This is a genomic window from Ruegeria sp. CDSB029, from assembly GCF_059611125.1.
On record NZ_JBXWOX010000021.1, the window covers coordinates 59286 to 86137 of the forward strand.

The following is a 26852-nucleotide window of genomic DNA, read 5'->3' on the forward strand; positions in this document are numbered from 1 at the left end:
TGATGGGGCCCGAGCATTTCAGCTTGATCTTATCCGCCGTGATCATTGTCGCGTTGGCGATCTACGTCAGACACATCGTCCACACCGCTGGAAAAGATCGCGAAGTCGATCCAGAGCAAGTGCAAAGGATCATGCGAGATCTGGACTACGGCCACCTGGACCGAGTGATCAACCGGCGAAGGAAGGGGTAGCGGGATGTTGAAGGTGGTTGTCTATGTTGGTGATCAAGAGGTCGCCCGAGCTGTGGCTGAGAACGATTCAGAACTCGCGGAAGTGTCTGATTACAATATTCGAATGAACGAACGGGCCGCTGAACAGCTGGGCATTCAGGAAAAAGGCCTTGGCGGCAGAATTGAAGACCACCCACGAAATCAAACTGTTTGGTCGCTTGTTCGCAAGATCGTGGACATGTGGCTGCTAACAACCGGAGTGGATATGGAAAGCGCTCAGGCAAAGCTGCCGCCGTTGATCCGTGAGTCCATTCGCGAACCTGAATAGAGGGTCGAAAAGGAATCGAACCAGAGCGAAGATTGGAATGCTGTGATCAAGCAGATTTCTGATGACGAGCCGTATTCCCTAGGCTTCTACACTGACAAATTTGAGTCGTGGACAGCGGACGAGATTGAAGCTCTTCGATGTGATGTGGTTGAGACAGTAACAGAAGAAGAACTAATGGCCGAGGTCGAACGCCGGCGAGGAGCTGATCTACTGCCCAAGGCGGCCTCGAATGATGGCTTCTCAGATCTGGTTGACGATTTCTGGGGCAAACTCGATACAGACCCAGACCGCTAGTACAGCTTACCTGCCGTCATTACCCAATTTTTGACATCTGAAGTCTATGGCGACTGTCGTTGTAGTAGTGCGCGCTTCTTCTAAGCGCCTCTCCTGCTAGGAACCAAAGCGCCCCGGATAAGCATTTCCCCAACACTGCTCTGCGGAACCATGAACCACCAGTCTCTACGATGAGCATGGTTGACCGCAACCAGCCCAAACCGGACATTCGCAACAAGACTTTGCAATTTCCGAGATCAGGACAAAGCGGTCGATGACGAGAAGCCTAGAGTTTTTAAATTCCAGTATCGAAAATCGAAGGGCGCACGGCATCCTCTTACCTTCGAACAATAAAGTTTTGGCGAAGAACAACGTACACTGCTCAAATTGAATTCAAAAAACGCTCTATTTCCACTAGGGCTTTAGGCCAGGCAGGATCATACTCTGGCATCGTATTGTTTGCTGTCTCAAGGCCAATAAAGCGCGCCTTCTGGATACCGGAGGCGAAAATCCTACCTTGTTCAACACTGTGCATCCTGTCTCGATTAGCGTGCATAACCAGAGCCGGACAGGTGATCCGCAGAAGTAGATCGGTTACGTCGACCCCTGCGACCAGTGGTCCAATCTTGAGCCAATCCTGATGGTCCATTGCCACTTTCATAAATTCTGCATAAGTGCGCTGGTCATGCGGACTTGCGGTTGGAGCAAATGATTGCGCCATCAAGTCTCTTGCAGAAGGGTATTCATCGTTCCAGCCTTCAAGACTCATATCCATCATTGCTTGCCCAAGCGCGGCAATTCCGGGCTGTGAACGCACCGCGAGTCCTTGTGCAAATCCACCGAGAAGAACCAACCCCGAAACACGGTCAGGATTATTTGCGGCAAAAGCCGCGGCAATGGTTGCCCCAAAAGAAATGCCAAACAATGGAACTTTTTCGATCCCGGCTGCGTCCAGTACGGCCTCAACATCTTCGACGATCCGATTCAAAGACACATCCTGCACGCCCCTCTGGGACAAGCCATTGTTTCTACCATCAAACCGATAAAGGCAGTGATTTTCAGAAAGCAGCGGCAACCACCCGGCGATGGTGTTCATCGTCCAATCGTATTCCAGATGCCTAAGCCAGTTTGGTGTGACCAGTAACTTTCTACCACTTCCAGTGGATGTCCAGGCAAGCGTTGTACCGTCTTTTGATTTTGCAAAGCGGACGTCTTGAGAGCTAGCCAGCAGCTTGTTCTTTGCGCGTCTTTTGTCACCATCTAAATCAATAGAGTAGGCTTCAACTGGATTTGGAATTCCCTTCAACCGTATCGAGCTTTCTGGTCGCAAAGCAACCGCCAGCGAAGTTCCCGCAACTTCAGCAGCTGTCTTGCTGACGAGACAACTTCCAATATGCGCGCTGGACTGAAGGCGCGACGCAACATTCACGGCCTCTCCGAACAAGTCTGTGCCATTTGGCATTACGTCGCCAACGTGGAGACCTCCTCGAAGTGTTACGTCTTCATCTCTCATCTGATTGAAAATCTGGCTGGCAGCATTAATTGCGTCTGTGGCTGCAACAAACTCAACCAAAGCACCATCTCCCATCAGCTTGAATATTCGTCCTTTGTTTTCATGGACCAACGGTCTGATCACATCGTCCAAAATGCGTTGTAGAGTGTTCAGCGTGGTCTCAGCATCCTCTGACATGCGCTTGGTATAATCGACGACATCGAGGCTTAGGATCGCAGCAATTTTCCGCTTCATCAGTCGATGTGGTCCTTTTAGCCAAACCAATTCCTCTGAACCAAAATTAACAGACGAATAGATTTTTGTGACCAAAACTTGTGCCTGGGCATTTTGCTAAGCCTGCAAGTTCCCAAACTTGCGCTGAAACACACAGCCGAGCAAAACGTCTTATTGGCTGGCGAAACCTAGAATTAAGGTGAATGATTAACGCATTTCACGTCGCTAACGAAGGTTCACTTCGAAATATCCAATCTAATGGTATCAGTCCGTAGTTCTTCTCATCTGTGACCGATGGCAGCCCGAAGCGGAACTTCCACTCCGAGCTTTGCAAAATCTAACAAGCGGACGGCAGCTACCATTAGTGTGAATGGCTTGAAGGTATCGAGCATTCGCCACGGCGACAATTTAAGAAAAAAATGACTGCGAGAAACAAGGTGGCTGAAACTGCTCTCTGACAGAAAACAGGCGTCCCCGCACACTTTCGCGCAATTCGAGCTTAGCCCAAGGTGTTTCCGGTGATGAAGGTGTACGAGCTTTCAACCAGTTCGATGACGACATCCAGCTCTTCGGGTGTGGTTGGAGTATAGATCATGACAAAGCCGCTCCACCCAGGACGTTGCTTGGCCCAAGGGTGAGCTACGGCCCAGCCAGCCTCAATTGCCCTTCGCGCCATTTCTGGGTCGAGCGAGGCGTGCAAGCTGCCATCAGGATGCATGTGCGCAAACTCAAACCCACCGACGATAGAGTTCGGTTGGGACAACAACATATCGGGATCAAGCTGAAAGCCAATCGCGCCAGGTAATGATATGCGTGTGGGGCCAAGTATGACCCCCGGGAATTGCGCAACTCGCTCCAGCAATAGCTGGGCCAAATCGGCATTAATTTCGACACCAATCTGAGTGTGCGGCACGCCGCTTGTCGTTTCAGGACGGGGCGAGATGCGCTCCGGCAAGGAGCGCTCTTGCGCGGACGCCATCGAGCACATCAATGTCACTACCGTCACAGCAACCGCCAATGTTCTCAGGTGTACATTCATCGTGTTGACCATCCGCCAAAATCAAAGATTGAGTGCTCAGCGCCGTATCGGTGCCCCTGCACGCATCATTCAGCTTTTAACGCTTCGATATTGATCAAGAGCTCTATCTCGTCGCTCACCGCAGGTGCAAAGGCCCCAAGTCCGAATTCAGACCGCACGATAGTCGCCGTGGCAGCCAGCCCCAAGGTCGGCGTGCCCTCTTTTGGGCCAAACGGGTATGGCGCTGACTTGTTAAGCGTTGTTTCCAGAACAACAGGCTTGGTGACGCCGTTCATGGTCAAGTCGCCAGAAATATCCGCGGAATTGTCCCCGGTTACTTCAATGCTGGTTGAGGCAAATGTGACCACGTCACCGTCGCTCGCGCTGAAAAAGTCATCGGACATGAAGTGTTGCAAACGGGCATCCCAGCCCGTGATCATGGATTTTACAGGCATAGACACTGTGACAGACGAAGCAGACGGATCATCTTCGTTGAACTCTATCTCGCCGCTAAAACCTGAGAACATTCCAAATGTTTCTGAGAACCCGATGTGGTCGTAGCTGAACAATACCTGGCTGTGTCCAGGATCCAGCTCGTAGGTGCCACTCTCGGACAATGCGGTTGTCGCACCCATCGATAAGAGTACCGCCAGCGGGGTTGCTGCCACTTTGAACATTGATACGCTCCCATTTTGACAAGACTTGTTTGCGGAATTGAGTATTGAGCTTTAGTTTTTAGCTGATCACACTTATAGAACAAAATGTTCTATAGCGCAACAAAGTGTTCTACAGGAGGGGCGATTGAAAGAAGATCCTAGGCTGATCGCCACACGACAGACTGCGATTGATGCGGCGCAAAGGATACTGAGGGATGAGGGCGTGTTGCACGTAACTCATGGCGCAGTTTCGAAGGCAACTGGCATTTCGCGCAGTACACTTTACAGGCACTGGCCAGATGCGCGCAGTCTGCGTGATGCAGCGTTCAGGCGCATCGCAACACCGCCGAACATACCACCCAAAACCGATGGCCCGCTGCGATCTGACCTGCGCTGGTTACTCGGCGTACTGATGGGAGCCTTTAATGACACACCATGGGGCCAAATCGCGCCTCAGGTGGTCGCTGCTGCGTCCACCGACGAAGAAGCGCGGTTGGTGATCACTGAATTCATGAAAGACAGGTTCGCAAGTGTTGAAGCAGTATTTGCAGCCGCAATAGACCGCGGTGAGATCGCCACGAATGTTCCGGTTGAACAGCTTATAGAACTAGCAGTCGCGGCACCTTATTTCCGCAAGCTCATACGTCACGAAGCACTGGACGAGGATTGGTTGGATCGACATGTTGATCTGCTTTGCAGTATCGCGAAAACCAATTCGGGACAGTGACCATCGCCTGACTTTGCAATCAAAGCGACCTGCAACAGGCGCGAGATTTCGGCAGAGCAGCAGATTAGATCAAAAGCATATCCAGCTAGTTCCCAATAGCGGTTGCTCCAAAAGGTCTCGGCAAAGACTCGCAATGATCGTTCTTCGAATTTTGCAAAGTCCGCGTTCTGCGCATTTCTGTAATTCGGGCAACGCGCGGCATCGGCCAAAGTGGGCTCGATGCGGCCATTCTCCGCGGCTTGCATGTTTGGCAGGTCCAGCCCAATCCGGACACTTAATCCAAGACTTTGCAATTCCGACTTGCGGACAAAACTGACCTTGGCGTCTACACCTTCGCTGACGCAGGATCCACCGCACTGGCAGCAACAGCTCTTCCCTTCAACAGGGAAAATCGCCAAAGCGGCCGTTCCACAACGGGCTTTGGAGCTCCTTGATCGCTCTTTGACCAGACGGCGCTCTGGCATGGAAACAAAGGGGCTTGGCTCAGCGCATAACCAAAGCTAGCGAATAGGCGTCAGGATCATGAAATTGGGCTTCTTCGCGCAAGCAGGGCGAAGACAGGCAACATTGTTACGATCCAGACCACGCTATAAATTGCGGATGGTATGGCATATTCGCTTAACCCATTGGTGTTAGGCAACAGCAAAGTGGCAATTGCGATTCCCAAAGCTCCGTTTTGAACGCCGGTCTCAATTGAAATCGTCTTCGCCTCGATGTCTGTGCATCCGAGCATCCCTGAAGTCATGATGCCAATAAACGTGAGTGACGCACCTACAACAAAAAGTGCGGGTCCAAGCCTAAGGTAGTTATCCGCGACCACCACCCAGTTTGAAATGATAGCGCCTCCGATGACCATCGCAAAAAGTAGCATAGAGACCTTGCTAAAGATTGGTTCGACCGCAGCTACAATTCGCGGCGCCAAGGATCGCGCGATCACCCCGGCTAGGATCGGTGAAGCTGTTAAAAAAAACATTGCTAAAGCCGTCGAAGAAATGTCGATAGCGGGCGCAGTTGCCCCCATGAACATCTGCATCGAAAACCCCAGGATGAGCGGTACGGTAACGACACAAGTCAGACTGAAGACTGCTGTAAGAGTAACGGACAAAGCGACATCCCAATTCGAAAGCTTGGTCACGATGTTACTGATCGCCCCGCCCGGACAGGCCGCTAAAATCATGATGCCAACGGCTGCCTCAGCGGAAATCCCAAAGATAAAAGTCACCATCAAAGCGATGCAAGGCAGCAAAATGATCTGGTTGAGAGCGCCGACGCAAAAGGCCCGTGGACGTCGTCCGATACGTTGAAAGTCAGCCGCTGTGAGTCCGAGGCCAAGGCAGAACATGATGACAACAACTGCGAGCGGCAGCAGCACAGATATGAAAATTTCGCCCATCTACCATGACCTCTATGGCTGCATGCTTCCGCACGCTTTCGGACGATACCGTTCAGAAAACCTGATGACGAGTGTTATCAGTTTGGCGCATTTATCCTCAAGCGCCCGAAGATCGAGGCTGTCTCTATTTATTATACCTATCACAGGGTTGGACGATCTGGCGTGAAAGAGCTTTCCAGTGCTAATCTCACTGTATGGCAAGTGTAACTTACGCATTCGCCCGCGCGATGGCCAACGCCGCCGGGATGACGCTAAACGACGATGGCGCCCTGATTTCGAATGGCGCTGTCGTGCTGCGTCTACCAGAAGCTCAAGACGGCCAATTGGCGGATGATGCGTATTTCGATCTGATCGATTGGATTCGTGCGCAACAAGCGGACGAGGCCGCGTTGGTTGAGGCCTATGCGAACGCGATTGCAACCGATGATCTCGGCGTCCTTGGCCTAGCCGTAAAGACAGCTCCGACCTTGCGGCAATCTTTGCAACGGATCGAGCGTTATTTTCGTCTCGTAACGGACACCGCAGTTTACAGACTTGATGAAACCGGCGATCCGGTCCTTTGGATTTTTGAGGGACAAACATCACATCGCGCTGCCTTGGAGCTGCGCAACGAATGCGCGCTTGCGGCCTTTGCGAGGAACATGCATCGGTTTGTGGGTGATGGGTTGTCGCTTGCATATGTCACGTTTCAGCATCCATGCAGACAAGAACCAGAGCGTTACGCCGAATATTTCGGGTGCCCGGTTCGATTTGGGAGCGCCCACAACGCCATTGCTATGCGCCCTGCTATGCTGGAAAGCGAAAATCGTCTTGGCGATCCGGGCTTGTCAGATTTCATGACGAAGCACCTGGATGAGGAGTTCAACTCTCGCGATGACGACACCTCACTGAGCCAAACAATTGTCCACCGGCTTACACCGGCCTTGAGTAACGGCGCGCCGCAAGCAGCGCATGTCGCACAAGAGATGGGAATGAGCGAGCGCACGCTTTACCGCAGGTTGGCCGAAGAAGGGCTGACCTATCGCGACGTTCTTGGTCAGGCGCAAGTTGCACTTGCCCGTGACCTGCTCCGTGACGGTAAAGCTTCCATAGCCGAGATCGCCTTTATGACCGGGTTTTCGGAACAGAGCACGTTCAGCCGCGCCTTCAAGCGCTGGGTTGGCCAGGCTCCGGCACGATTCAGGCAGCAAGCGACCTCCGACTAGGCACATACCTCAAGACCACATGGCAGGTTCGGCCAAAACCTTGGCAGGGCGGGCCGATACCTCAATCGATGTGGTGCATAACTTCTTCTTTGTCAGATCCACCTGGGGCGCTGCCGAGTAAAGCAAACCCATTTGCCCCTCTCAGACAAAGGAAATTTGCAATGAGCAATCATGACCACAAACATGGAGCAAGCTGCGCTTGCGACGTCACGCCCGAACGCGTTGATATGGCGCGCCGGCGACTCTTGCAACAAGCCGCCGGTGCGGCCGCGGCAGGTACAACAATAGTGGCTGGCGGGCAGGCCCATGCCGCGACCGACGAAGCACGCGCCTACTATGCTGACCCGGAAAATCCAGGCCTTCCCCAAATCGACATGACCATCGAGCCGGGGCGTACTGCGCTTGTGGTGACCGACCCCCAGATTGATTTTTTGTCAGAGGACGGTGTGACGTGGGGTGTCGTTGGCGAAAGCGTGACCGAACAGGGCACGGTCGACAATATCGAACGGCTTTTCATTGCCGCCAAGGCTGCGGGGATGCCGGTCTTCATCTCGCCCCACTATTACTACCCACATGACCACAAGTGGGAGTTCGAGGGCACTCTGGAAGCCACGATGCACAGCATCGGCATGTTTGACCGCCTGGGACCGCTCAATTTGGACAACTTCGAGGGCTCAGGTGCCGACTGGATGCCGCAATACAAGAAGTACATCGAGGATGGCGAAACCATCATTTGCTCGCCACACAAGGTTTACAGCCCTGCTCAGAATGACCTGAACCTGCAATTGCGTAAACGCAAGATCGACAAGGTTATCCTCGCGGGGATGTCGGCGAACCTTTGTACGCAGGCGCATCTCTACGAGCTGCTGGAGCTAGGCTACGAAGTCGCTGTCGTTCGCGATGCCACAGCCGGGGCTAAGGTGCCTGAAGGTGACGGGTATCTCGCCGCCATCATCAACTTCCGTATGGTCGCCAACGGCGTCTGGTGGACCGACGACGCGGTTGAGCGCATTGGCCAATCGGCCTGACACAAATCGATCTTCAAATTTGATCCTGACATCCTGAAAGGACATATCATGACACGCATCTTTACATTTCCCGCGCTTACAACAGCGTTGACTCTCGCCCTGGCGGCAGCGGCATTGGCTGACGATGAATACAACGTTTCGAACAGTCTTACCTTGACCGGGCAGCCCCTCGGCATGCATGGCGTCGATCCTGTATCGATGTTTGAAGCCGAAAAACCCGAAATGGGCAACGCCACTTTTACATCGGCCCATGATGGAGTGGACTACTATTTTGCGTCGCAGGCAGCGAAAGCCACATTCGAGGCGGATCCGACGGCACATCTGCCTCAATTCGGCGGATTCTGCGCCTTTGGCGTCTATGTAGGCAAGAAGCTTGATGGCGATGTTCGGTATGCCGATATCGTGGACGACAAGCTCTATCTCTTTGTGAATGAGGAAATCTTCAAGAAGTACCTTGAGGACAAAGAGACCGTGATCCAAGGCGCCCATGCCAAGTGGGCAGACATCCACCACACGCCTGTCGGCAGCCTTTGATCGAGGAATTTGGTGGCTTTTGCCGGTCGGAGCCGCCGCTGCCTCTCCCCTCTCCAAAAGGCCGGCATTTCTCCAAGACGCCCTGTCCGCAATGACAATTCGCGTGTGTCGAAAACTCTTCCCAAAGGAAACCAGACATGACTGATTTTGAGACATATACAATCGCCTCAGCCCCTGATGCCGCGAAACCAATTCTGGAAGCATCGCTGAAAGGATATGGTTTTGTACCCAACCTTTATGCGGCCATGGCCGAAGCGCCCGCAATTTTGGAAGGCTATACGACACTTTCCAGCATCTTTGGAAAGACCAGCCTGTCAGAGACTGAGCGCCAGATCATCCTTATGACTAACAACCGGTTGAACGGGTGCAAGTACTGCATGGCCGCCCATACCACTCTTTCACAGATGGCCGGTGTCCCCGAAGACGTGATCGCAGCGTTACGCGATGGCAGCCCTATCGCCGACCCCAAATTGGAAGCACTGCGCAAATTCGCCATCGTGATCAACGAAAGCCGAGGCTGGCCCAGCGACGCACAGGTCGAAGCGTTTCTGACGGCTGGTTACACACGCCGATCTATGCTGGAAGTCATCCTCGGCACAGCGTTGAAAACCCTGTCGAACTATACGAACCATGTGGCGGAAACCGCGTTGGATGATGCCTTTGTGCCAAATGCATGGATCGCCTCGGTCGCGGCAGTGGCTGAATAGCGCGACGCCCGCCCATTTGTTAATCTTGCTTTTGGACCTGTGTTTGATTCCCGACAAGAAGGGGATCTGATTTTAGACGTCCGACAGCAAAGTCAACAAAGGTGCGCACCTTCGCAGACACGGTTCGTCCCTCTTGATGCACAAGATGGATGGGGACTTCGGGTGGTTCATACGACTTTAGAACAGTCTTGAGCCGCCCATCTGCAATGTAGGGTGCGACTTGATAGGACAGAAGCCGCCCGACACCATGACCTTGCAAGGCCAACTCGATCACAGCGTCATTTGTGTTCATGCTGATGCGTGGGCTCATGCGTTTGGTGACAGTCTTTCTGCCCCGTTGAAAATGCCATTGGGCCGATGCATTCAAGGCAGTTGAATTAATGATTGCATGGCAGGATAAATCATCGGGCGTATCTGGTTCGCCATATTGGTCAAGATATTTACAGGAAGCAAACGCGACCTGCCTCACCGTACCACACCTGACAGCCATCAAACTGGAATCAGCGAGGTTGCCAATTCTGATCCCGACGTCGAGACCCTCATCAATCAGATTGACCACTCGGTCCACATAGAGCGTGCGCGCTGAGAGCTTTGGATACAGATCCAGAAATTCGCCCAAAATTGGAGTGACGAACATACGGCCAAACAGGACTGATGCAGTAACACTAATTTCCCCGGTCGGTTCGGCATAGGAACCGACAGCGGCGCGCTCGGCCTCTTCAAGGTCAGCCAGAATACGTCTGGCATCCTCAAAAAACCTTTGCCCGCTATCAGTCAGCATCACTGAGCGCGTTGTGCGTACAAAAAGACGTAGCCCGAGGCTGTCCTCAAGCATAGAAACCATTCGGGTCACTGTCGGTGGTGACATGTTGAGGTCGCGGGCCGCAGCAGCGAAACCTTTTAGTTCGGCGACCTTCACAAAGACTTTTAACGCGTGAAATCTGTCCAAGATATTATTCCATATTTTTGAATAATATATTGCCAAGTATCCAAATTCCGCAACTTGAAAGCTCCAACTAACTTCACCTCAGTCCCAGGGCATCGCCCAGGCCGAGATGGAGAATTCAATGGCACGACCCTTTGCAGAGATCAGCTTCACGTCCTCCGTTCGCGAAACGCAGGCCAAAAACGGGTCAGCTAACGGCTACGCGAAGTTTCTGGACGGCACGCGTCAGGAGGACTCAATCAGCCCGGTCGAGGCCAGGTTCATCGGGCAAAGAGACGGCTTCTATCAGGCAACAGTCTCGGAAACCGGCTGGCCCTATGTACAATTTCGCGGTGGACCAGCGGGTTTTCTGAAAGTGTTGGATGAACGGACACTTGCCTACGCCGATTTCCGCGGCAACCGGCAATATCTCAGCACTGGGAATCTGCTGGGCAATGACCGAATCTCGCTGATCCTGATGGATTATCCCAATCAGCGGCGCCTCAAGATCTGGGGTCGGGCGAAACTCATTGATGCCAATGCCGATCCGGCGCTGATGCAACGCCTGAGTGAGCCGGGCTATCGCGCTCATCCTGAGCGGGCGATTGTGATCAAGCTTGAGGCGATGGACTGGAACTGCCCGCAGCACATCCCCCAACGCCTGACCCTTGAAGAATTTGAAGATTACCTCGTCCCGCTTCGCACTGAGTTGGAAGCACTGAAAGCTCGAAACGCAAGGCTCGAAGAGGCACTGGGTCAGCAAAACTGACCGATATCAAGCCCCGCGCGTTCAAGCACGCACGCCGTAACCTGAAGAAAGGAAACATCCATGTCGCGCAATCTGAAATCCGTCCTGAGCGCCAGCATTCTCGCACTTTCCATTGCTGCGCCATTTACACCGGCGCCAGCAATCGCCGCAGAGACTGGAATTGAAGCTACGCAGGCTGTCAGCTTCCGCACGGAAGAAATCGGCGACATCGCTATCGCCTATCGTGAAGCAGGAGATCCAAACAGACCTACTGTCCTGCTGCTTCACGGCTTTCCGACCTCATCACATATGTTCCGCAACCTTATCCCTGAACTGGCCAAGCACTACCACGTGATCGCACCCGATTTTCCCGGATTTGGAGCGTCGGAGATGCCAAAGGCCGAAGGCTTCGAGTATTCCTTCGCGAATATCTCCGAAATGATGACATCGCTGCTCGACCGGAAGGGAGTCGAACAGTACTCGGTCTATTTGATGGACTATGGTGCCCCGGTTGGTTTCCGAATGTTTGCGGAACAGCCCGAGCGGGTAACCGGCTTCATCATTCAAAACGGGAATGCTTACGAGGAAGGGCTGCGCGAGTTCTGGGATCCAATCAAAGCCTATTGGGCCGAGCCATCGCAAGAGAACGGCGACCAGCTTCGTGGATTCCTCACTCTGGATGCAACCAAATGGCAGTTCACCCACGGCGTTAAAAAACCGGAACTGATCAGTCCCGACAATTATTGGCATGTCCAATACCTGCTCGACCGCGAAGGTAATCAAGAGGTGCAACTTGAACTCTTCCTAGACTACGGCACCAATGTTGCCGAGTACCCAAAATGGCAAGCGCTGTTTCGGAAGCATCAACCCCCGGCGCTACTGATGTGGGGTAAGAATGATCACATCTTTCCGGTCGAAGGCGCCTATCCCTATGAACGCGATCTGAATGATCTCGAGTTTCATCTGCTCGATACGGGTCACTTCGCGCTGGAAGAATATGGGCCCGAGATTGCGGCGCAAATGACCGCCTTTCTGAACCGCATCACCGCCGCCAGCAACTGACGTAAAACTGGCCGCACCATGCTCAAAGGTGCGGCCGACGCATGGAGAAAACCAATGAATACGCAAGCAAATACTGTCAGACAGGTAACGGTTGAAATCGTACACGGCTTTGTCGACAGTGGCGCCGGTGGAAATCCCGCAGGCGTCGTCCTGGATGCTGATGAATTGGGCGAACAGGATATGCAAACCGTCGCGGCAAGGGTTGGATTGTCCGAAACGGCCTTTGTGTCGCAGTCCAAGACAGAGGGCTTCAAACTGGATTTCTTCACACCGAACAGGCGCATCGCTCATTGCGGTCATGCAACAATTGCCGCCTTCTCTCACCTTGACGCGCTGGGCCGGATTCCCAATCCCAACACCTCGAAGGCGACAGTTGATGGGCCAAGGCGCATACTAATGAAAGAGGGTGCCGCCTATATGGAACAGCTGGCCCCAAAATACGCGATACCAGAGGAATGGGTGGAAAAAGGTGTAAGCATCGACGATGTACTGAACTCCCTTGGGATCAACAGACATCATCTTGATCAGGAAATACCACCGGTTTTAGTCAATACCGGTAACAGTTTCATTGTCATCGGCCTCGCTGATGCCGATGGTCTTGCCAATGTGAAACCAGATTTTGCCAAAATCACGCAAATCAGCGAACGACTGGATTTGATCGGCTACTACGTCTTCACAAGAGACCCATCGGCGACCGACCGAGACGCTACAACCCGCATGTTTGCGCCCCGATACGCGATTGAGGAAGAAGCCGCGACGGGGATGGCTGCGGGGCCCTTAGCATGTGTATTGCACGACTTTGTCGTATCATCTCAACGATCATTTCAAATCGAACAAGGGGTGTTTATGAACCCGGCGAGTCCGAGCCTGATAAAAGTCGATCTGGAAATCGACAATGGAACAATCTCCGGCCTCTTGGCAGGTGGTTTCGGCAAGGTCATGTGCTCGCGTCGAATTAGTTTCTAGCGTTGCGCTCGCGGCGAATGGCTGGCTTGGCGGGCTGCACCGCAGCAACGACGCCCATCGGGCCACGTCCGAATTGGGCCGTCCGCTAAATTTTGCAAAGTCCGGATTCCTGGGCATCGCTGACCTTAAGCAATAGCACCCGCTTATCTTGTAGCCTACAGCCGCCATCTGAGAAAACTACGGCGGAAGTCCGCATTCCGCTCTTGACGTAGATCATTCTTGTCCACTTTGGGTTGGAAGCGGCAAACTTCAAGCTTCACGGAGGCCACGTCTATGGCATGGGACCAACCAAAATTTGCGCTGTGCGCAATTAGCTTTGAATTCTAAATTCTGTGCGTGGCTTTTGCGCCCAATGTTTTGGGCCAAAGATGCAAATCTTTAGGCGAAATGCAAAGCTTTGGGCGCACCTACAAAAATCTGTAGGCGCGCGCATATCGTTGCGCGCCCAACACTGATTACATTCAGAAAATTACGGATTCTACGCCCATAACCTTGCGCGAGATTTGCGCATAAGTTTGCATTTTTTGCCCATAAGTTTGCGCGGTGCGTAGAATTCGTTCAATTTATAGTAGTCCTCTCTCAGCTCAATCGACTTTAGACGCTCATCCACAATCAAGAGTGCACTCTGGTCGAAAAAATTCAACCCTAGTCAGTGGGAAACAGTTCTAAGGCAATTGTGAGAGACTTGTTGGCCAAGATAACGTCGAGCGCCTTGTCTGAGCCGATCTTATTTTCCTAGCTAGTACCGCATACTCATTATCGAGCATCCGAAAGTGACGGCGCCGAGATCGGTTGCCTGCCATTGAAGCTGAAGCTTCGGTTTGAGATCAATGCCAGCTGATCAGTCGAGACGCGGATTCACTTGCGGAGCTACGGCGCATCTCGCCCGAAGCGCTGATTGAAGTAGGACAATCGGGATAGAAGCAATAACTATTCCTATGCGGGCGATTTCGCTGTCCGCGCGCTCGTGCAGGATCCGGCGGCCAAATTCAAATCGCGGACATTAGCATTCGGGCCAAGTCGTCAGGCCTATCGATCATCACGTAGTGCCCGAATGGCACCGAAACCGCTGTCCACCCCGACTGATGCTGGTATCGCTCAAAAAACGGTTGGCCAAGCCCTGGGACCCAGCCAGTGGCATAGATGTAGGTCCGCTTTAACACCTTGGTTCCGCCGCTCACCAGTTGAATCGGTTGCTCAAATGTCTTGAGTGGTTGCGCGACATTTCGGCGGTCTACCCACGCACAGTCTGCTCCATTCACCGAAAAAGCCTCCGCTGGGCCCGGCGCGACTTTGCCATCGACGGCACTATCACGAAGCCCTGCCGCGATATCCGCAGGCAACACATCCAAGGCGGCCTGCCCATCGCCCGGCACGAGCGCATCGAGGTACACAAGTGAGCGAATGTGGTCGGGCGCTCTATTTGCGACTCCGGTGACAACCATGCCGCCATAGCTATGACCGCACAAAACAATGTCAGAGAGTTCTTCGCACGTGATCACCCCCAGGACATCCTCGATATGCATGGCCAGATCGGTTTCGTCACTCTCGAGATGAGCACGCTCGCCCAGACCTGTCAGTGTAGGGGTAAAAACGTCGTGGCCCTCCCTGCGCAGAAGCGCGGCTACGCGAGCCCAGCACCATCCCCCTTGCCACGCTCCATGGACCAATACAAATGTCGCCATAACCCGCCCAACTCCGTCGATACTGCAATGACAGTAGATTCAACAGGGCCGCCTCGTCCACAGGATCGTTTGGACGTTCAGCGCCGATCCCCTGCATATACACACGGCTCTCGAGCCCTCCAATCAAATGGCCATACTAAAATCATAAATTACGATTTGATTATACATTATGTATGAGTATCCTTCCACATAGAGACAGCATATAGCGCGAAGCCGCAGGAGGTATTGGTGGGTCACGTTAAGTCGTTAGTCGCGATTTCGCTAACTGCATTGGTAACAATATTCCCCAACCCAAGCGTCGCAAACGAGATCTCAGAGCAGATTGCTGCTCTACTCGGTGCCGAGTTGGAAGTGAGTAGCACGCTACCTGACAGCAAGAGCTTGGATGCTGAAATCCTAGTGCCGCGTTTTTACGAAGAGAGGGACTTCACTCCTGCGTGGACACGCGATGAATTGTCAGACGAACTCTTTGATGAGTTGGATAGTGCAATAGAACAGGGCTTCAGACCGGAAGATTTTGACTTAGCGGAGCTTCAAACCGCATTTAAGGCCGCCCAAACTGGCGATGTTTCTAATCAAGCTTTGTTCGATATTCTGGCAACGGACGCTGCGGTGAAACTGGTCCATCATTTGGTGTTTGGAAAAGTAGACCCAAATGCACTGGACGACGATTGGAACTTCTCAAAACCGGTAATTCAACAAGACCCAGCCGTTGCCCTGAATCAGTTTCTTAAAGGTGAAGGTTTTAGCGCGTTAATCGCACGTATTGATATCGACAATGCGCAGTACGTGATGCTTGTCGAAGCACTGAGTAAGTATAGGGCCATTGCTTTACAGGGCGGTTGGACCAATGTTCCGGATGAAACCGTTCTTAAACCAGAGATGGTGGACCCTGCCGTCGCTAAGCTGCGCGAAAGGCTGGCGGCAGAAGGCTACGTTGAAACAAGCGGTTCTTCTGAAGATGGCGAAAACGGCACAAACCCAGCTTGGGTTTACGACGATAGCTTGGTGAAAATAGTCAAATCCTTTCAGAGTCGGCATGGATTAGAAGCCGATGGGGTCATTGGCGGTAAGACGTTCGCATCGCTAAACAAACCGGTGGAAGATCGCATAAACAAGTTGCGTCTCAGCTTGGAACGCGGCCGCTGGCTTATGCGGGAAGTCGACGACGAATTCGTGCTGGTGAACATTGCAGGAGCCCGCACATATTTGGTCACATCGGATGGCACGCTTTGGACCACTAGATCAATCACAGGGTCAGCCTATCGAAAGACCCCGGTGTTTCGAGATGAAATTGAGTACATGGAATTCAATCCCACCTGGACCGTTCCCGCCTCGATTTTTCGTAAGGACAAACTTTCGCGCATCCGCAAGGATCCAGCCTATCTGACACGCAACAATTATGTCGTTCGGAACAAGGATGGCCAGACAATCCCCGCAAACGCTGTAAACTGGGGGGCGAAGAACCCCGGCGTGACCCTGGTTCAGCAACCGGGCCCAGACAATGCGCTGGGTTTGGTTAAGTTCATGTTTCCAAACAAATACGCTGTATACTTGCACGACACAAACGACAAAACCCTTTTTGACCGAAACGAGAGAAATCTCAGTTCCGGCTGCGTTCGCCTTGAGTATCCGTTCGAGTTCGCGAGCCTTCTGATGGAGGGAGAGCCAGATTGGAGCCGACAGAAGATGCAGTCCATTTTGGATAGCGGAAAGACAACGCGCGTTGATCTACCTGAGCCAATGCCGGTTCTTTTAACATACTGGACAGCGTGGGTCGAAGACGGGGTCGTTCATTTCCGCGAGGACCCATACGAGCGGGATGCTCGTATCCTGGCGGCTTTGGACCGATGAGCACTAAATGCGCGGCGCGCGCGAACCGAATTATGTGCCCATCTAGTCCAGCAGATTGGCGAACGCCGAATTGCAGATAGACCAAACGGCGTAGGCGACGACAGGGGGATGCATGAGGACTTGGCTTCTTAGATCAATTGGGATTGTCGTACTACTTGTGTTTGCAACAATCGGATTTGTTTGGTTGCTACTTGCTGCGCCGCTATTCTCGGAGATGCGACGTGACCTGGTCGAAAAAGTCCTTTCTGAACAAATCGGACAGCCGATTGTGGTTAATGACGATGTAAGTGTCGCGCTTGGACGCATTACCCACATTTACGTCGGTGGTGTGGTTATCCCGAGCCAAACTATGCCGGAAACATCTCTTGCAGAATTGAACCTTCTGGAACTGGAATTGGATGTTGCTGCTTTGGCCAATCGACGTCTGCACTTTGACAACCTCGTCGTTGACGGTCTCCAGGCGAATTTCCTTACAGCTGCTGACGGCACTACAAGTTGGCGAAAAGGCCGACCGACGCCAAAACCTGAACCCGAAAACGCCACGGAAGAGGACAATCAAGAGGCTATAGCTGAGACCGGCGGATCCAATGAGGGCGACCCAGAAGGTAGTGGAATCCTCTCATTCCTGAGCGACAAGAATGTAACTTTCACATCCATTGGGTTGAACATTGATGATCAATCCTCTGGCTTTTCGTTCGTGTTTGACCTCCAGTCTCTCGCTCTGGAACAGGTAGACAAAGGGCAAAGAACAAAGGTCTCGGGGACAGGCTCCGTCAACGGCCAAAGTTTCGAAATCGAGGGTGACTATCCTCATAGTGCGCCGTTTGCGACGCGCGCCAATTTTGGCGAAATGACGGTAAGCTACGACGGCGAACCTTTTTCGGAAAGCGAGGGAGGTGGCTATCGTGCTGTCTTGCAGATGGACACTGGTGAATTCGGTGACTTTCTTGAAGTCATTGGGCTGGAGCGAGTTCTGGAAGGGAATGGCCAGTTGCAAGCAGAGCTTGTTTCTCAGGATGCTCTGAAAATCGAGACCTTTACGACCACCGTAAACCTTGAGGACGGACAGCAACTTACAGCAGAAGGATCGATAGAAGACCTCTACACAGCTCGGGGCGTTGATCTGCTATTCGACGCGCGGCTTTATCCTGAGGGGCAGCCGCCGAACGCAGCAAAGAGTTTCCAGGAGCTGAAGTTCACAGCCTTTGAAATGCACATGGTAGGATCACTTGCGTCTTTCGAGTTCGAGAAACTTCTGTTCCAAACTAACGCATTTGATCAAGGCCTGGACGTGATCGGGCCAGCCTCTATCGAACGCATTCGCCGCATGCCCGATGGTCGGCTTGCGATGCTGGGCATCGCCTTACAGGCTGGACCCATTGAGGACCCAATTCTAAAGGCCGACGGCGAAATTCTCGACCTGCTTCAGCTTCAGGACGTGACTTTCGAAGGCATACTCAACGGGCCGGCCAAATTGATTTTGCCAAATATGGATGAGGATTTTGTCGATCAGCTCGGTGGCATAAATGCCGACTTCAGCTTGTCCAATGAACGAGGGCCTGTTTCGCTCAACAGGTTTAATGCAACCACCTATGGCACAGATATTTGGGCGCTTGACCTCGCGCTATCGGTCAGCGAATTGAAAGGGCTGTCAGGCCTTGATTTTGACGTGGAACTGGATGTCAGCGACGGAGCTAGTTTTCTGACTGCGCTTAAATTGCAACCTGTCGAGATTGGCGCACTTGCCGTCGATGCAGTGACGTCGAAGCAGGGCGAGGACTTCACTGCCTCAATCGAGTTTGAAGCCGGTTCGTCACACCTTCTGGCCGCTTTGGATGCAAAATTTCCCGAGGGCGCTTCTGTAATTCGCGGAAACGTTGCGAGTAAAAGGCTCGATTTAAACGATCTAAAAAACCTGACCGCTACGCTGGACCAGCTTAAAAGCTTGGTAGGCGACGCTTCAAAAGATCCTGAAACCGACGTACAGCCCTTGGTTCTACCGAAGGAAACCAACGTACAGCCCCTGGTTTTACCAAAGGAGAAAGGAAAGCCAGCCGATCTTCTGGATGTGCAGCGCGTACTGAGAGAGGCTGACGTCGAGGTACAGATCGACTTTAAGGAGATTGTTGGCCAACAAGGCGTAACTTCTGTTTCCAGCCAATTGTCTGCAAAAGAAGGGACCGTAGATTTTGGCCCGCTCCAGATGGCTTATGGCGGTGGAAACTTCAGCCTACGGGCAGTGATGGATCTGATTGACTCACCTGATTGGCTCTCCTTGTCGGGGTCAACCTCAGGATGGGAATTCGGAGAGATTCTCGATGAACTGGGTATCGGGATAGATGCATATGGGCGATTGAGTGGTGAGTTCAACGTTTCAGGCAGTACCGCGTCTGGCAATGCGTTTGTGAATTCCATGCGCGGCACTGCTTCTTTATCGATGTCACAAGGCTATGTCAGCACCAGCCTTCTGGAGTTGGCAGGGCTTGGTATTTTCCCATGGCTGTTTTCAGAGGAACTCCGTCAAGGTTACACGGACATAACATGCGTTGTGGCACCAATTAAAATCGAAGCCGGCCGGGTAAGCTCAGACTCCATCGTGGTTGAAACGGGTTCTGTTCAATTGGTGGCCAAGGGCCAAGTGGATTGGGTCAAAGATATTATTGCGATCAGGGCAGAACCTCGTCGAGTTGGCAAACCGTTATCCCGTAGCGCGTGGCCGTTTGATGTGACCGGTCAACTTTCGTCACCGAAGTTCAAGTTGGATGTCGGTGGATCCAGAAACAAGGCTCCGGAAGGTGCTGATGCGATGCCAGCAGACAGGCAACCGTGCGTGCCAGACATGAATCAGCTTCAATAGTCGGTCACGACCTAGTTCTTGAGTGGTTCAGGCTGTTCTGCCTGACATGCCAAAACGGCCTCGATGGCTTTCGAAGACCCACTCAGATCAAGTTCTACTTCGGTTCCACTTTCACCAATTATCGTGACGCTTTGGCGCTTGCCGAATTCGGTTACAAACGCGGGGTTGTCGAAAAAGGCGTAACCCCCGGGGACGCCATTTTTAAAAACACCTACGGCTTCGCCTTCAAACTTTGCGTCACCGAAATCGAAGTTCACGATACCGGTTGATCCGTCCTCAATCTGAACCCAGGCCGGATTGTAGGCGGCAAAGAAACCGCCAGCCTGATTGGGTGCGACACCAATTTCAACTGTCATGTCGTCTTCGAAGGGCTTCCACGCGAGGCAGCCGTTTCCTTTCTCGAGGTCGATCAAAATTGTCCAGTCGCCAGACTCACCCCACCGCTCCATACCAGCGGCAAGAGCGCCACTCGCGAGAAGCGTTACTATTGCGGTAAATGTCCAATTGATCATCTGGAACCCCAAAACGTTCTGAAAACTATTGCATTAATCCTACCCATTGCTCTGGATCAATCAAACTAATCCGACAACCTGCAAGGGCGGGGTTTAGTAGACCCAGAGTGGACTTGGTATTCTTTTACTCCGCTATATGAGCAAGCTTTCCATCCCATTCCTCAGTGGGAATCTTAGGACTTGGCGGGTCGGCCATGTAGGACGGTGTCATAATTTGCGTACCGTTCTCGTTGAACACTTCCACGATGTTTTGGTGTAGATCAGACAGAATCTTAGGCAAACTCGATCCTCGAGATGTGTATGCGTTAATTTCGTAATTGATGGCATAGTCAGCCAACTGTGTCCAAAGTACAAAGGGCTCCGGGTTTTTCTTCAAACTCTGTGTGCGATGAGCCGCCTCTATCAACATTGCCGTGATTTTTTTTGGCGGCTCCTCGTACCCGATCCCGACCGTCGTGTGCACGAGAAGGCCTCGACCATCGACTTTGCGCGAATAATTCACGACCTCTGAGTTCAACAACTGAGCGTTTGGAATACTGATCATTTCGTTTTTGATGGATTTGATAAGTGTTTCCATAAGCTTGATTTCGGTTACGTCCCCTATCTTGTCGCCAACCATTATTCGATCACCAACATTCGTGCTGCGCCGATAGATGACAAACAGACCTGCCATCATGTTCGATACAACTGTGTTAGATCCCAACGAGACCATGATACCGGCAAGAATTGTCAGGCCTTGAAACGCCCGGGAACCTGAGCCCGGAATGTATGGGTAGGCGAACACCAGTGCGATCACGATGATCAAAGCCCTGAACAGCATGTTCGTTGGCGCGATCCAGTGCGCCTCGAAATCTTTGATTTCGAATGCACCGTTCTCCAGGTTGTCAAAGAACAGATCGAGGCCGCGGATCGCAAATCGACATAAGGCTGCAATAATCACCAGCATGATCAGGTTTGGGATGTACCCAACGACAGCCAGCACAACATTTATCAATGGCTCACTAACGTACTTTAGAAGAACTTGAGCGATGGCCTGGGTTTCCGCGAAAGACAGCAAAACCAAGGACAGGTAGTAATAGAGAAAAAACAGAAACAGCACCCACATCAAAGCATGAATTGAATAAACGATGATAGACGCGATTGCCCTGCTTCGTAGGATTGACTTTGTAGCTTCCTCGACGCTTTCCGCTCTCTTTTCCAAGTTGTTTCTGACGTAGCCCAGAAACTTCTTCCGTTTGGCAAAGAAGAAGTATGACACCAGTGCAAACAACGCCGTCCAAGCAACAGCGGCCAAGGCGCTGTCAACGCGGCCTTCGCTGGATCGCGCTTCCCGGTACTTTAAAATGGCATTTTCGATGGCCTCTGCTTGCAGCCCGGCCAGAACTTCAATGTCCATCTGTTCGTGGTCGGCATCAGCCTGAGTGGTAATAGTGACCATATGGCCGTCGACGCGTACGAGTTGTCCAAATTCAGCCCGGGAGATTTGGATGTCGACCGTTTTGCTCTCTGATCTATCAGCAACTTGAGCAATTCTTTCTTCAATCTTTGCGGCCCTGTCCGTTGCGGGCAATGCGCTGGATCCGCGGACGACAAAAAGCTCATCCCCGTCGACAATGACCGGTGCTATGAATTCGGGATCTTCTCGCTCCTGCTGTGGCAGCAAAACTTCTTCTGACTGAGCCGAGGCTACACTGCAAAGAAGCAGAAAGGACATCATCAATATTACTAATGCTCTCATGTCTTTACTCCTTCCACTGGGATCAGGTGAACATCGCGCTGCGGGAACGGTATTGATATTCCCTCTTGGTCAAACCGCTCCTTGGCTTGTCCTGTGAGGTCCCAATAGACAGTCCAATAGTCGTCAGACTTGGACCACGGTCGACAAAAGATATTGACTGAATTGTCGCCAAGTTCACCAACAAATATTTCTGGATCAGGCGACTTCAGGCATAGTTCATGTCTTGCGACCAATTCCTTCAGAACATCGATTGCGTGAGCAGCGTTGTCTGAATACGCGATCCCAAAAACCAGATCGACGCGACGCTCATCAGATGCGCTGACATTTGTGATTACGTCACCCCAGATCTTACTATTCGGCACAATGATGATCTGGTTGTCGAAGGTTCGGATTTTTGTCGAAACGACCGACATGTCGTCAACAAAACCAGATGACCCGCCAACCTGAATATAGTCTCCGGTATCGAATGGCTTCAAAACCATGATCATCAGACCGCTGGCGAGATTGCCTAGCGTTTCCTGAAGCGCAAAGCCAAGAATGAAAGACAAACCACCAAATATTGCAAACAAAGGAGTGACGTTCACACCGAACAAGGCAAGTACAACCAGAATTCCGAGAATAAAGACCGCCCAAAACACTGCGGTCGCAATGAATTTCTTAAGCATCCGCGATATTGTTGGTATTTTTTCAAGACCGCGCTCAGTTAAACGACGCACCATTTTGGCTACAAACATCATAACCCAAACAGCAGCCAAAACACCCAACCCAGCCAATAGAAGACCAGCGCCTCCCTCCCAGGAAACCAACCATTGGAGAGCGTTGTGAAATAACGTCTGTAAATCCGTTGTTTTAAGCACGCCAGTTTTGAGCGCTAAAAGATAATCGGTGTGCGGTTTCAGGTCTTCTTCGGCGGCACCCTTTAGGGCCCATTCGTTCAAGACCAGTGTGTAATTATCCAAAATTACAGTGCCAGTGTCGTTTATCAAAGAAAGCTGTGATCTCAGGTCATCTTCTTGCGCTTCGTTTCCGTCCTGAAGGCTAAGATTGATACGGGCAATTTCTTCAAGTTGGTTGCGAACATGGTCTTGCCAGGCAACAGCAATTTCTGAAAGCTCATCAGTCGTCAGCGGAACAAGCAGTATCTCCAGGTCACCGGCAGAAATTGATTTGTCGGCAACCTGAGTTAAGAGATCTTCTTGCTGTACCTCGGCAGGTTCCTGTTCACTCGCCGCGTTCTGTGCGTACGCTGGAACAGCGTTTGACGTCGAAACCGCCGCAGCAAAGAGCAAAATAACCAAACCGTAGATGTATCGCGTCATGACACTAAAGCTCCCACATAAAGACTGAAGAGATCATAAGGAGACCGAAAAGGTCTGCCATCCAAATAGTTGGGGGCGACCCACTCACTTGCCGCCCCCGCCCGTTCCGGCCAAAATGAAGCCCGAACGGAAACTGCTACCCGGCATTCATCAAAGATTGACCCTCAGTCTCAGTCCCAAGACCAGCGGGTCGTTCGAGTTTGATCCGGGATTTTTCAGGTATTGCACGTCTGCCGTCAGTGCCAGATTGTCGGCCAAGTCCAAACGGTAGAAAGCTTCAAGTGTCGTTTGATTGGGCAATCCTGGTGTCGTCAGGTCGGCAACAGTGGCCGCTATGCCAAGGAGATCATCATAGGTGCCAGGTCGCCACATCAAGCCTGCGTTGACTGCACGCCTGGCCAACGCACCGCCGCCATTGGACCATCCCAGCCGTCCGAAGATCATCAGTTGGTTGTCGAATGTATGGTTGGCAGAAAGTGTGGCTCCATATGTTTCCGGTACGCCAACTTGTTGGCGCGCATCCGTGTGAAACATCCCCAGATGAACGTTTGTTAGAAATCGTTTTGATTTTTCGGGCGTCCAGCCGATCTCGGCGTATTTGTAAAATTCGCTACCCCCGGAAAACCACTCGATGTCTGTGAGAGACCCATTGGCGTCGCTGACCACCCCTAACGCGTAAATCTGATCCGTCAGATAGCCGCCGACCGTGACGCCAAAGCCTGGATCTGGGATTGGCAGTACAGGGCTAAACAGGATTGAATAGTTCGAAAAGGTCGTTCTTGGGTTCACGTACCCAAGAATGTCGGAGTAGTCGCCCGGATCGATCCGACCCGCCACCACTCCTCCGCGTCCGTTTGCGAAGGCTTGTTGCCAGTAAGCTACCGACAAGGTCGTGTTTGTGTCCCCAAACGTGACCGCGGTTGCCCCTTGATATCCAATTTGCGCAGGCAGTGCTGAGGGTGCAATGGACTGGCCCAACCGGTGTCGGTTCTCCAGAATAAAGACAAGGCTACCCGGGTTTTCACCACCCCGGTTTGCCAATTCCCACGTCCCAATCATCCTGAGCTGACCGGATGCAGATTCGTCCTGCCCGGTCAGACTGTGAGAACTGCGTTGGTATAGCGCTTGGTAATCAAAGCTGAGCGCCAATCCGGTGTTTTCCCTAAATCGACCCAAAGCGGTTTCGGTTGGATCAATGGCACGGTCCAAACCGGGCCATCGAGAGTCTTCAAGTCTGCGCAGCCTATCTTGCTCCTGTTGCGCACTGGCTGATCCCGGGCCGCCCAACGAAACCTGGGCTGCGGCCTCCAGTTTCGCCTGAGCAGCATTTTCCTGGGCATCAGCAGCACTACTAAAAAGTGCAAAGGCGCTCAATAACGCGGCGGCAAGGGTCGGTCGTGGTGGAAGATACGACCTCTGGTGCGACAAACCTCCAATCACTTTACGTCATCCACTGCTTTGATTTCGGGAACACGTTCCAGCGCCGCAGCCATGTCGGCGCTGCTCATCAACTCGATCATCTGGTAATCATCAAGCAGGCCATCGCCGAGGCGGCTGACATAGAAGGCCTGGATAAAGGTTGGATCGTCTGGCAGGGAAACGGTGATGTAGTTCTTCCCGTTTCCAAGCCCCCAGTAATAGCTCAAAAGCTCTCCACCGAGCGCTTCGATCCCGCCCTTCACCGAGGCTGTGCGATCCCCCGGATTGGCGATCTGCATTTCCCAAGCGGTGCTATTGGACGTGCCAATGAACAAAAACGTACGAATGCTTTCGGCGTCTTCAGCTGCGGCAATTGAACCACAGATCGCCATAAAGACGCCAAGGCTGAGATGTTTCACAGTCTTTCCTTTCAGGGAAGGTTTCTTGGCTGAAGTGTGGGGTTATCAAAGATAGACCACCCCACTTTCCTTTTATTCCAGCGTATTCTTGTAGAATTTGCCGTCCTTCATGATGACACGGATGGTGTCGAAACCTTCTTCACGCGGTTCCGCGTCAAACCATTTCGGTTGGGCCCCCAAGACAGAAAGATCTTCCAGCGGGTTGCCATCGACGATCAGGATATCGGCGTAGGCTCCTTCTTGGATCACCCCCAACTGCTCCGGATAAGGATTACGTTGGCCAGTCAGCTGCGCCAGTTCGCCCGCGGTCGACGTAGCGGAGACCAGCATGGCATGATTGCCGAACCAATCAGCAAACTGGTACTTTTCGAAATCGCGATGGGCACGGCCCTGATCGAGCGTTGACAGTACTGTATCAACGTTGTGCACGACCTTGGGTTTGTATTTCTTGACAAGCGCGATGAGATCCTTGCTTTGGTCATGTGCAACCGCAAGCTTGATGCCTGCTGGCGTACCCGGTGCAAAGTTCGGGTGCTCAAACAGGATCGGTGAGAACCCGGCGGTGTTGAGGGACCAGAATATCCCTTCATCAGCCATTCGTTTCACGGTTTCTTCTGTGACCATCTGGCCGTGCTCAATGACTTTGACGCCCGCATCCAGTGCCATTTGGACAGTTTCGTCCGTGTATGCATGCGTAAAGGCGTAAGTATCAAAAAAGGCTGCGACCTCTACGGCCGCCCTGATCTCTTCCACGCCGTATCCAACAGACCAAAGCGGGTCTAATTCCGAAGAAACTCCGCCGCCGACGGTTAGTTTGATTTGCGTGGCCCCATAGCTGAGGTTCCGGCGCGCGGCCGTTCTAATTTCGTCTACGCCGTCTGCAACGACCGCGAGATTGAGTTCTTCCACCTGTGCGACGGGGCCACCTTCAGCCCGGGCACGAGGGCTGCGCCAGTCCGTGTGACCAGATTGTGGACCGATGCACGCACCGCTCGGGTAAATCCGTGGCCCGACAAGAATATCCTGATCGATCAGCTTTTTCATCGCATCGCCTTGGCCACAGGCATCGCGAACCGTTGTGTACCCATCCATAAGGTAATCACGCGCGTTTGCGACTGCCATCGCGCCGACGCCGTCCCAATTCGCATATTCCGCGCCGCCAAAGCTTGTGAACAGACCGGTTAGGTTCAGGTGGACGTGGCTGTCGATCAGCCCCGGCATCAATGTGCGACCACCTCCATCCACAACCGTCGCGCCAGGTGCGTCGATGGCCTCGGTGGACACTTCTTTGATCAAGTTGCCTTCAACCAAAACGCTGGCGTTCTCGATCCGCGCCTCATTTACTCCGTCAAAGACATGGACGTTGGTGAACAGGGTTTGTGGCAGGGTGTCCTGCGCAAACGCGGCAGTGGCCGTGAAAAAAACCAGGCTCGCGACGGCACCCGTCTTTGTCGAAATATTCATGTCCTTCTCTCCCTTAAAATTTAGTGCGCGGGGTGCCGAGGTTGTCCGTCTTCAGAGTTTTTCGGAGAGCTGAGGCGTTTTCGTAACGGAGGCTCTGGTTCGATTTCTGTTTGAGTTTA

The 26852-nt window shown here is 52.5% G+C and carries 25 protein-coding genes; 13 read left to right on the forward strand and 12 right to left on the reverse strand.

Going from position 1 to position 26852, the window contains the following annotated elements; all coding sequences use genetic code 11:
• Nucleotides 1-2 precede the first annotated feature (2 nt).
• The 3 genes from AC2FI8_RS20065 to AC2FI8_RS20075 are packed head-to-tail and all read left to right on the forward strand — an operon-like array spanning nucleotide 3 to nucleotide 792.
• Nucleotides 3-191: a hypothetical protein gene (locus AC2FI8_RS20065; protein WP_496780725.1), complete on the forward strand. Its 189-nt coding sequence runs from the start codon at nucleotides 3-5 to the stop codon at nucleotides 189-191.
• 4 nt (nucleotides 192-195) lie between these two features.
• Nucleotides 196-498, forward strand: coding sequence for a hypothetical protein (locus AC2FI8_RS20070; protein ID WP_496769848.1), 303 nt, complete (start codon nucleotides 196-198; stop codon nucleotides 496-498).
• 42 nt (nucleotides 499-540) lie between these two features.
• Entirely contained in the window at nucleotides 541-792 is a 252-nt protein-coding gene (locus tag AC2FI8_RS20075; protein WP_496769846.1) for a hypothetical protein, read from the forward strand.
• Between the two features lie 361 nt (nucleotides 793-1153).
• On the opposite strand, the gene AC2FI8_RS20080 is transcribed toward AC2FI8_RS20075, so the two are convergent.
• From AC2FI8_RS20080 to AC2FI8_RS20090, 3 genes are all read right to left on the reverse strand, one after another.
• Entirely contained in the window at nucleotides 1154-2518 is a 1365-nt protein-coding gene (locus AC2FI8_RS20080; protein WP_170806685.1) for an alpha/beta fold hydrolase, read from the reverse strand.
• A 478-nt stretch (nucleotides 2519-2996) separates the two neighbouring features.
• Nucleotides 2997-3536 carry a luciferase domain-containing protein gene (locus tag AC2FI8_RS20085; protein WP_029622210.1) on the reverse strand — a complete coding sequence of 180 codons (540 nt, stop codon included), beginning with the start codon at nucleotides 3534-3536 and terminating at the stop codon, nucleotides 2997-2999.
• Nucleotides 3537-3601: 65 nt separating this feature from the next.
• A complete protein-coding gene (locus AC2FI8_RS20090) occupies nucleotides 3602-4192 on the reverse strand; it encodes a YceI family protein (protein ID WP_496726648.1) in 591 nt (196 codons plus the stop codon).
• Between the two features lie 124 nt (nucleotides 4193-4316).
• Between AC2FI8_RS20090 and AC2FI8_RS20095 the strand changes: the two genes are divergently transcribed.
• Complete coding sequence (locus AC2FI8_RS20095; RefSeq protein WP_496780726.1) at nucleotides 4317-4898, forward strand: TetR/AcrR family transcriptional regulator; 582 nt, start codon at nucleotides 4317-4319, stop codon at nucleotides 4896-4898.
• Nucleotides 4899-5418: 520 nt separating this feature from the next.
• Here the strand turns inward: AC2FI8_RS20095 and AC2FI8_RS20100 are convergent.
• Complete coding sequence (locus AC2FI8_RS20100; protein ID WP_496780727.1) at nucleotides 5419-6291, reverse strand: bile acid:sodium symporter family protein; 873 nt, start codon at nucleotides 6289-6291, stop codon at nucleotides 5419-5421.
• Between the two features lie 194 nt (nucleotides 6292-6485).
• On the opposite strand from AC2FI8_RS20100, the gene AC2FI8_RS20105 reads away from it, so the two are divergent.
• From AC2FI8_RS20105 to AC2FI8_RS20120, 4 genes are all read left to right on the forward strand, one after another.
• Entirely contained in the window at nucleotides 6486-7496 is a 1011-nt protein-coding gene (locus AC2FI8_RS20105; protein ID WP_496780728.1) for an AraC family transcriptional regulator, read from the forward strand.
• Between the two features lie 161 nt (nucleotides 7497-7657).
• A complete protein-coding gene (locus tag AC2FI8_RS20110; RefSeq protein ID WP_010443191.1) occupies nucleotides 7658-8524 on the forward strand; it encodes a cysteine hydrolase family protein in 867 nt (288 codons plus the stop codon).
• Nucleotides 8525-8572: 48 nt separating this feature from the next.
• Nucleotides 8573-9058, forward strand: a complete 486-nt coding sequence (locus tag AC2FI8_RS20115) for a YHS domain-containing (seleno)protein (RefSeq protein WP_010443192.1) — start codon at nucleotides 8573-8575, stop codon at nucleotides 9056-9058.
• A 137-nt stretch (nucleotides 9059-9195) separates the two neighbouring features.
• Complete coding sequence (locus tag AC2FI8_RS20120) at nucleotides 9196-9765, forward strand: carboxymuconolactone decarboxylase family protein (RefSeq protein ID WP_142639617.1); 570 nt, start codon at nucleotides 9196-9198, stop codon at nucleotides 9763-9765.
• Between the two features lie 19 nt (nucleotides 9766-9784).
• Here the strand turns inward: AC2FI8_RS20120 and AC2FI8_RS20125 are convergent, their stop codons facing one another.
• Nucleotides 9785-10750: a LysR family transcriptional regulator gene (locus tag AC2FI8_RS20125; protein ID WP_496769836.1), complete on the reverse strand. Its 966-nt coding sequence runs from the start codon at nucleotides 10748-10750 to the stop codon at nucleotides 9785-9787.
• 82 nt (nucleotides 10751-10832) lie between these two features.
• On the opposite strand from AC2FI8_RS20125, the gene AC2FI8_RS20130 reads away from it, so the two are divergent.
• The 3 genes from AC2FI8_RS20130 to AC2FI8_RS20140 are packed head-to-tail and all read left to right on the forward strand — an operon-like array spanning nucleotide 10833 to nucleotide 13466.
• Nucleotides 10833-11459: a pyridoxamine 5'-phosphate oxidase family protein gene (locus AC2FI8_RS20130; RefSeq protein ID WP_496780729.1), complete on the forward strand. Its 627-nt coding sequence runs from the start codon at nucleotides 10833-10835 to the stop codon at nucleotides 11457-11459.
• 60 nt (nucleotides 11460-11519) lie between these two features.
• Nucleotides 11520-12500: an alpha/beta fold hydrolase gene (locus AC2FI8_RS20135; RefSeq protein ID WP_281995597.1), complete on the forward strand. Its 981-nt coding sequence runs from the start codon at nucleotides 11520-11522 to the stop codon at nucleotides 12498-12500.
• 54 nt (nucleotides 12501-12554) lie between these two features.
• Entirely contained in the window at nucleotides 12555-13466 is a 912-nt protein-coding gene (locus AC2FI8_RS20140; protein WP_496780730.1) for a PhzF family phenazine biosynthesis protein, read from the forward strand.
• Between the two features lie 989 nt (nucleotides 13467-14455).
• On the opposite strand, the gene AC2FI8_RS20145 is transcribed toward AC2FI8_RS20140, so the two are convergent.
• Entirely contained in the window at nucleotides 14456-15151 is a 696-nt protein-coding gene (locus AC2FI8_RS20145; RefSeq protein WP_496705767.1) for an alpha/beta fold hydrolase, read from the reverse strand.
• Nucleotides 15152-15379: 228 nt separating this feature from the next.
• On the opposite strand from AC2FI8_RS20145, the gene AC2FI8_RS20150 reads away from it, so the two are divergent.
• Nucleotides 15380-17005 (forward strand): L,D-transpeptidase family protein, encoded by a 1626-nt coding sequence (locus tag AC2FI8_RS20150; RefSeq protein ID WP_496769831.1) that lies wholly within the window; start codon nucleotides 15380-15382, stop codon nucleotides 17003-17005.
• Nucleotides 17006-17117: 112 nt separating this feature from the next.
• A complete protein-coding gene (locus tag AC2FI8_RS20155) occupies nucleotides 17118-19862 on the forward strand; it encodes an AsmA family protein (protein WP_496780731.1) in 2745 nt (914 codons plus the stop codon).
• A gap of 11 nt (nucleotides 19863-19873) precedes the next feature.
• On the opposite strand, the gene AC2FI8_RS20160 is transcribed toward AC2FI8_RS20155, so the two are convergent.
• From AC2FI8_RS20160 to AC2FI8_RS20185, 6 genes are all read right to left on the reverse strand, one after another.
• Entirely contained in the window at nucleotides 19874-20374 is a 501-nt protein-coding gene (locus tag AC2FI8_RS20160) for a hypothetical protein (RefSeq protein WP_282171046.1), read from the reverse strand.
• A 124-nt stretch (nucleotides 20375-20498) separates the two neighbouring features.
• Nucleotides 20499-22112: a mechanosensitive ion channel family protein gene (locus AC2FI8_RS20165; protein ID WP_496780732.1), complete on the reverse strand. Its 1614-nt coding sequence runs from the start codon at nucleotides 22110-22112 to the stop codon at nucleotides 20499-20501.
• Complete coding sequence (locus tag AC2FI8_RS20170) at nucleotides 22109-23431, reverse strand: mechanosensitive ion channel family protein (protein ID WP_496769825.1); 1323 nt, start codon at nucleotides 23429-23431, stop codon at nucleotides 22109-22111. The genes AC2FI8_RS20165 and AC2FI8_RS20170 overlap by 4 nt, the downstream gene beginning before the upstream one ends.
• 150 nt (nucleotides 23432-23581) lie before the next feature.
• Nucleotides 23582-24640 carry a carbohydrate porin gene (locus tag AC2FI8_RS20175; protein ID WP_496737061.1) on the reverse strand — a complete coding sequence of 353 codons (1059 nt, stop codon included), beginning with the start codon at nucleotides 24638-24640 and terminating at the stop codon, nucleotides 23582-23584.
• 227 nt (nucleotides 24641-24867) lie between these two features.
• Nucleotides 24868-25269 carry a hypothetical protein gene (locus AC2FI8_RS20180; RefSeq protein ID WP_496769821.1) on the reverse strand — a complete coding sequence of 134 codons (402 nt, stop codon included), beginning with the start codon at nucleotides 25267-25269 and terminating at the stop codon, nucleotides 24868-24870.
• Nucleotides 25270-25341: 72 nt separating this feature from the next.
• Entirely contained in the window at nucleotides 25342-26733 is a 1392-nt protein-coding gene (locus AC2FI8_RS20185) for a metal-dependent hydrolase family protein (protein ID WP_496769819.1), read from the reverse strand.
• Between the last annotated feature and the right edge of the window lie 119 nt (nucleotides 26734-26852).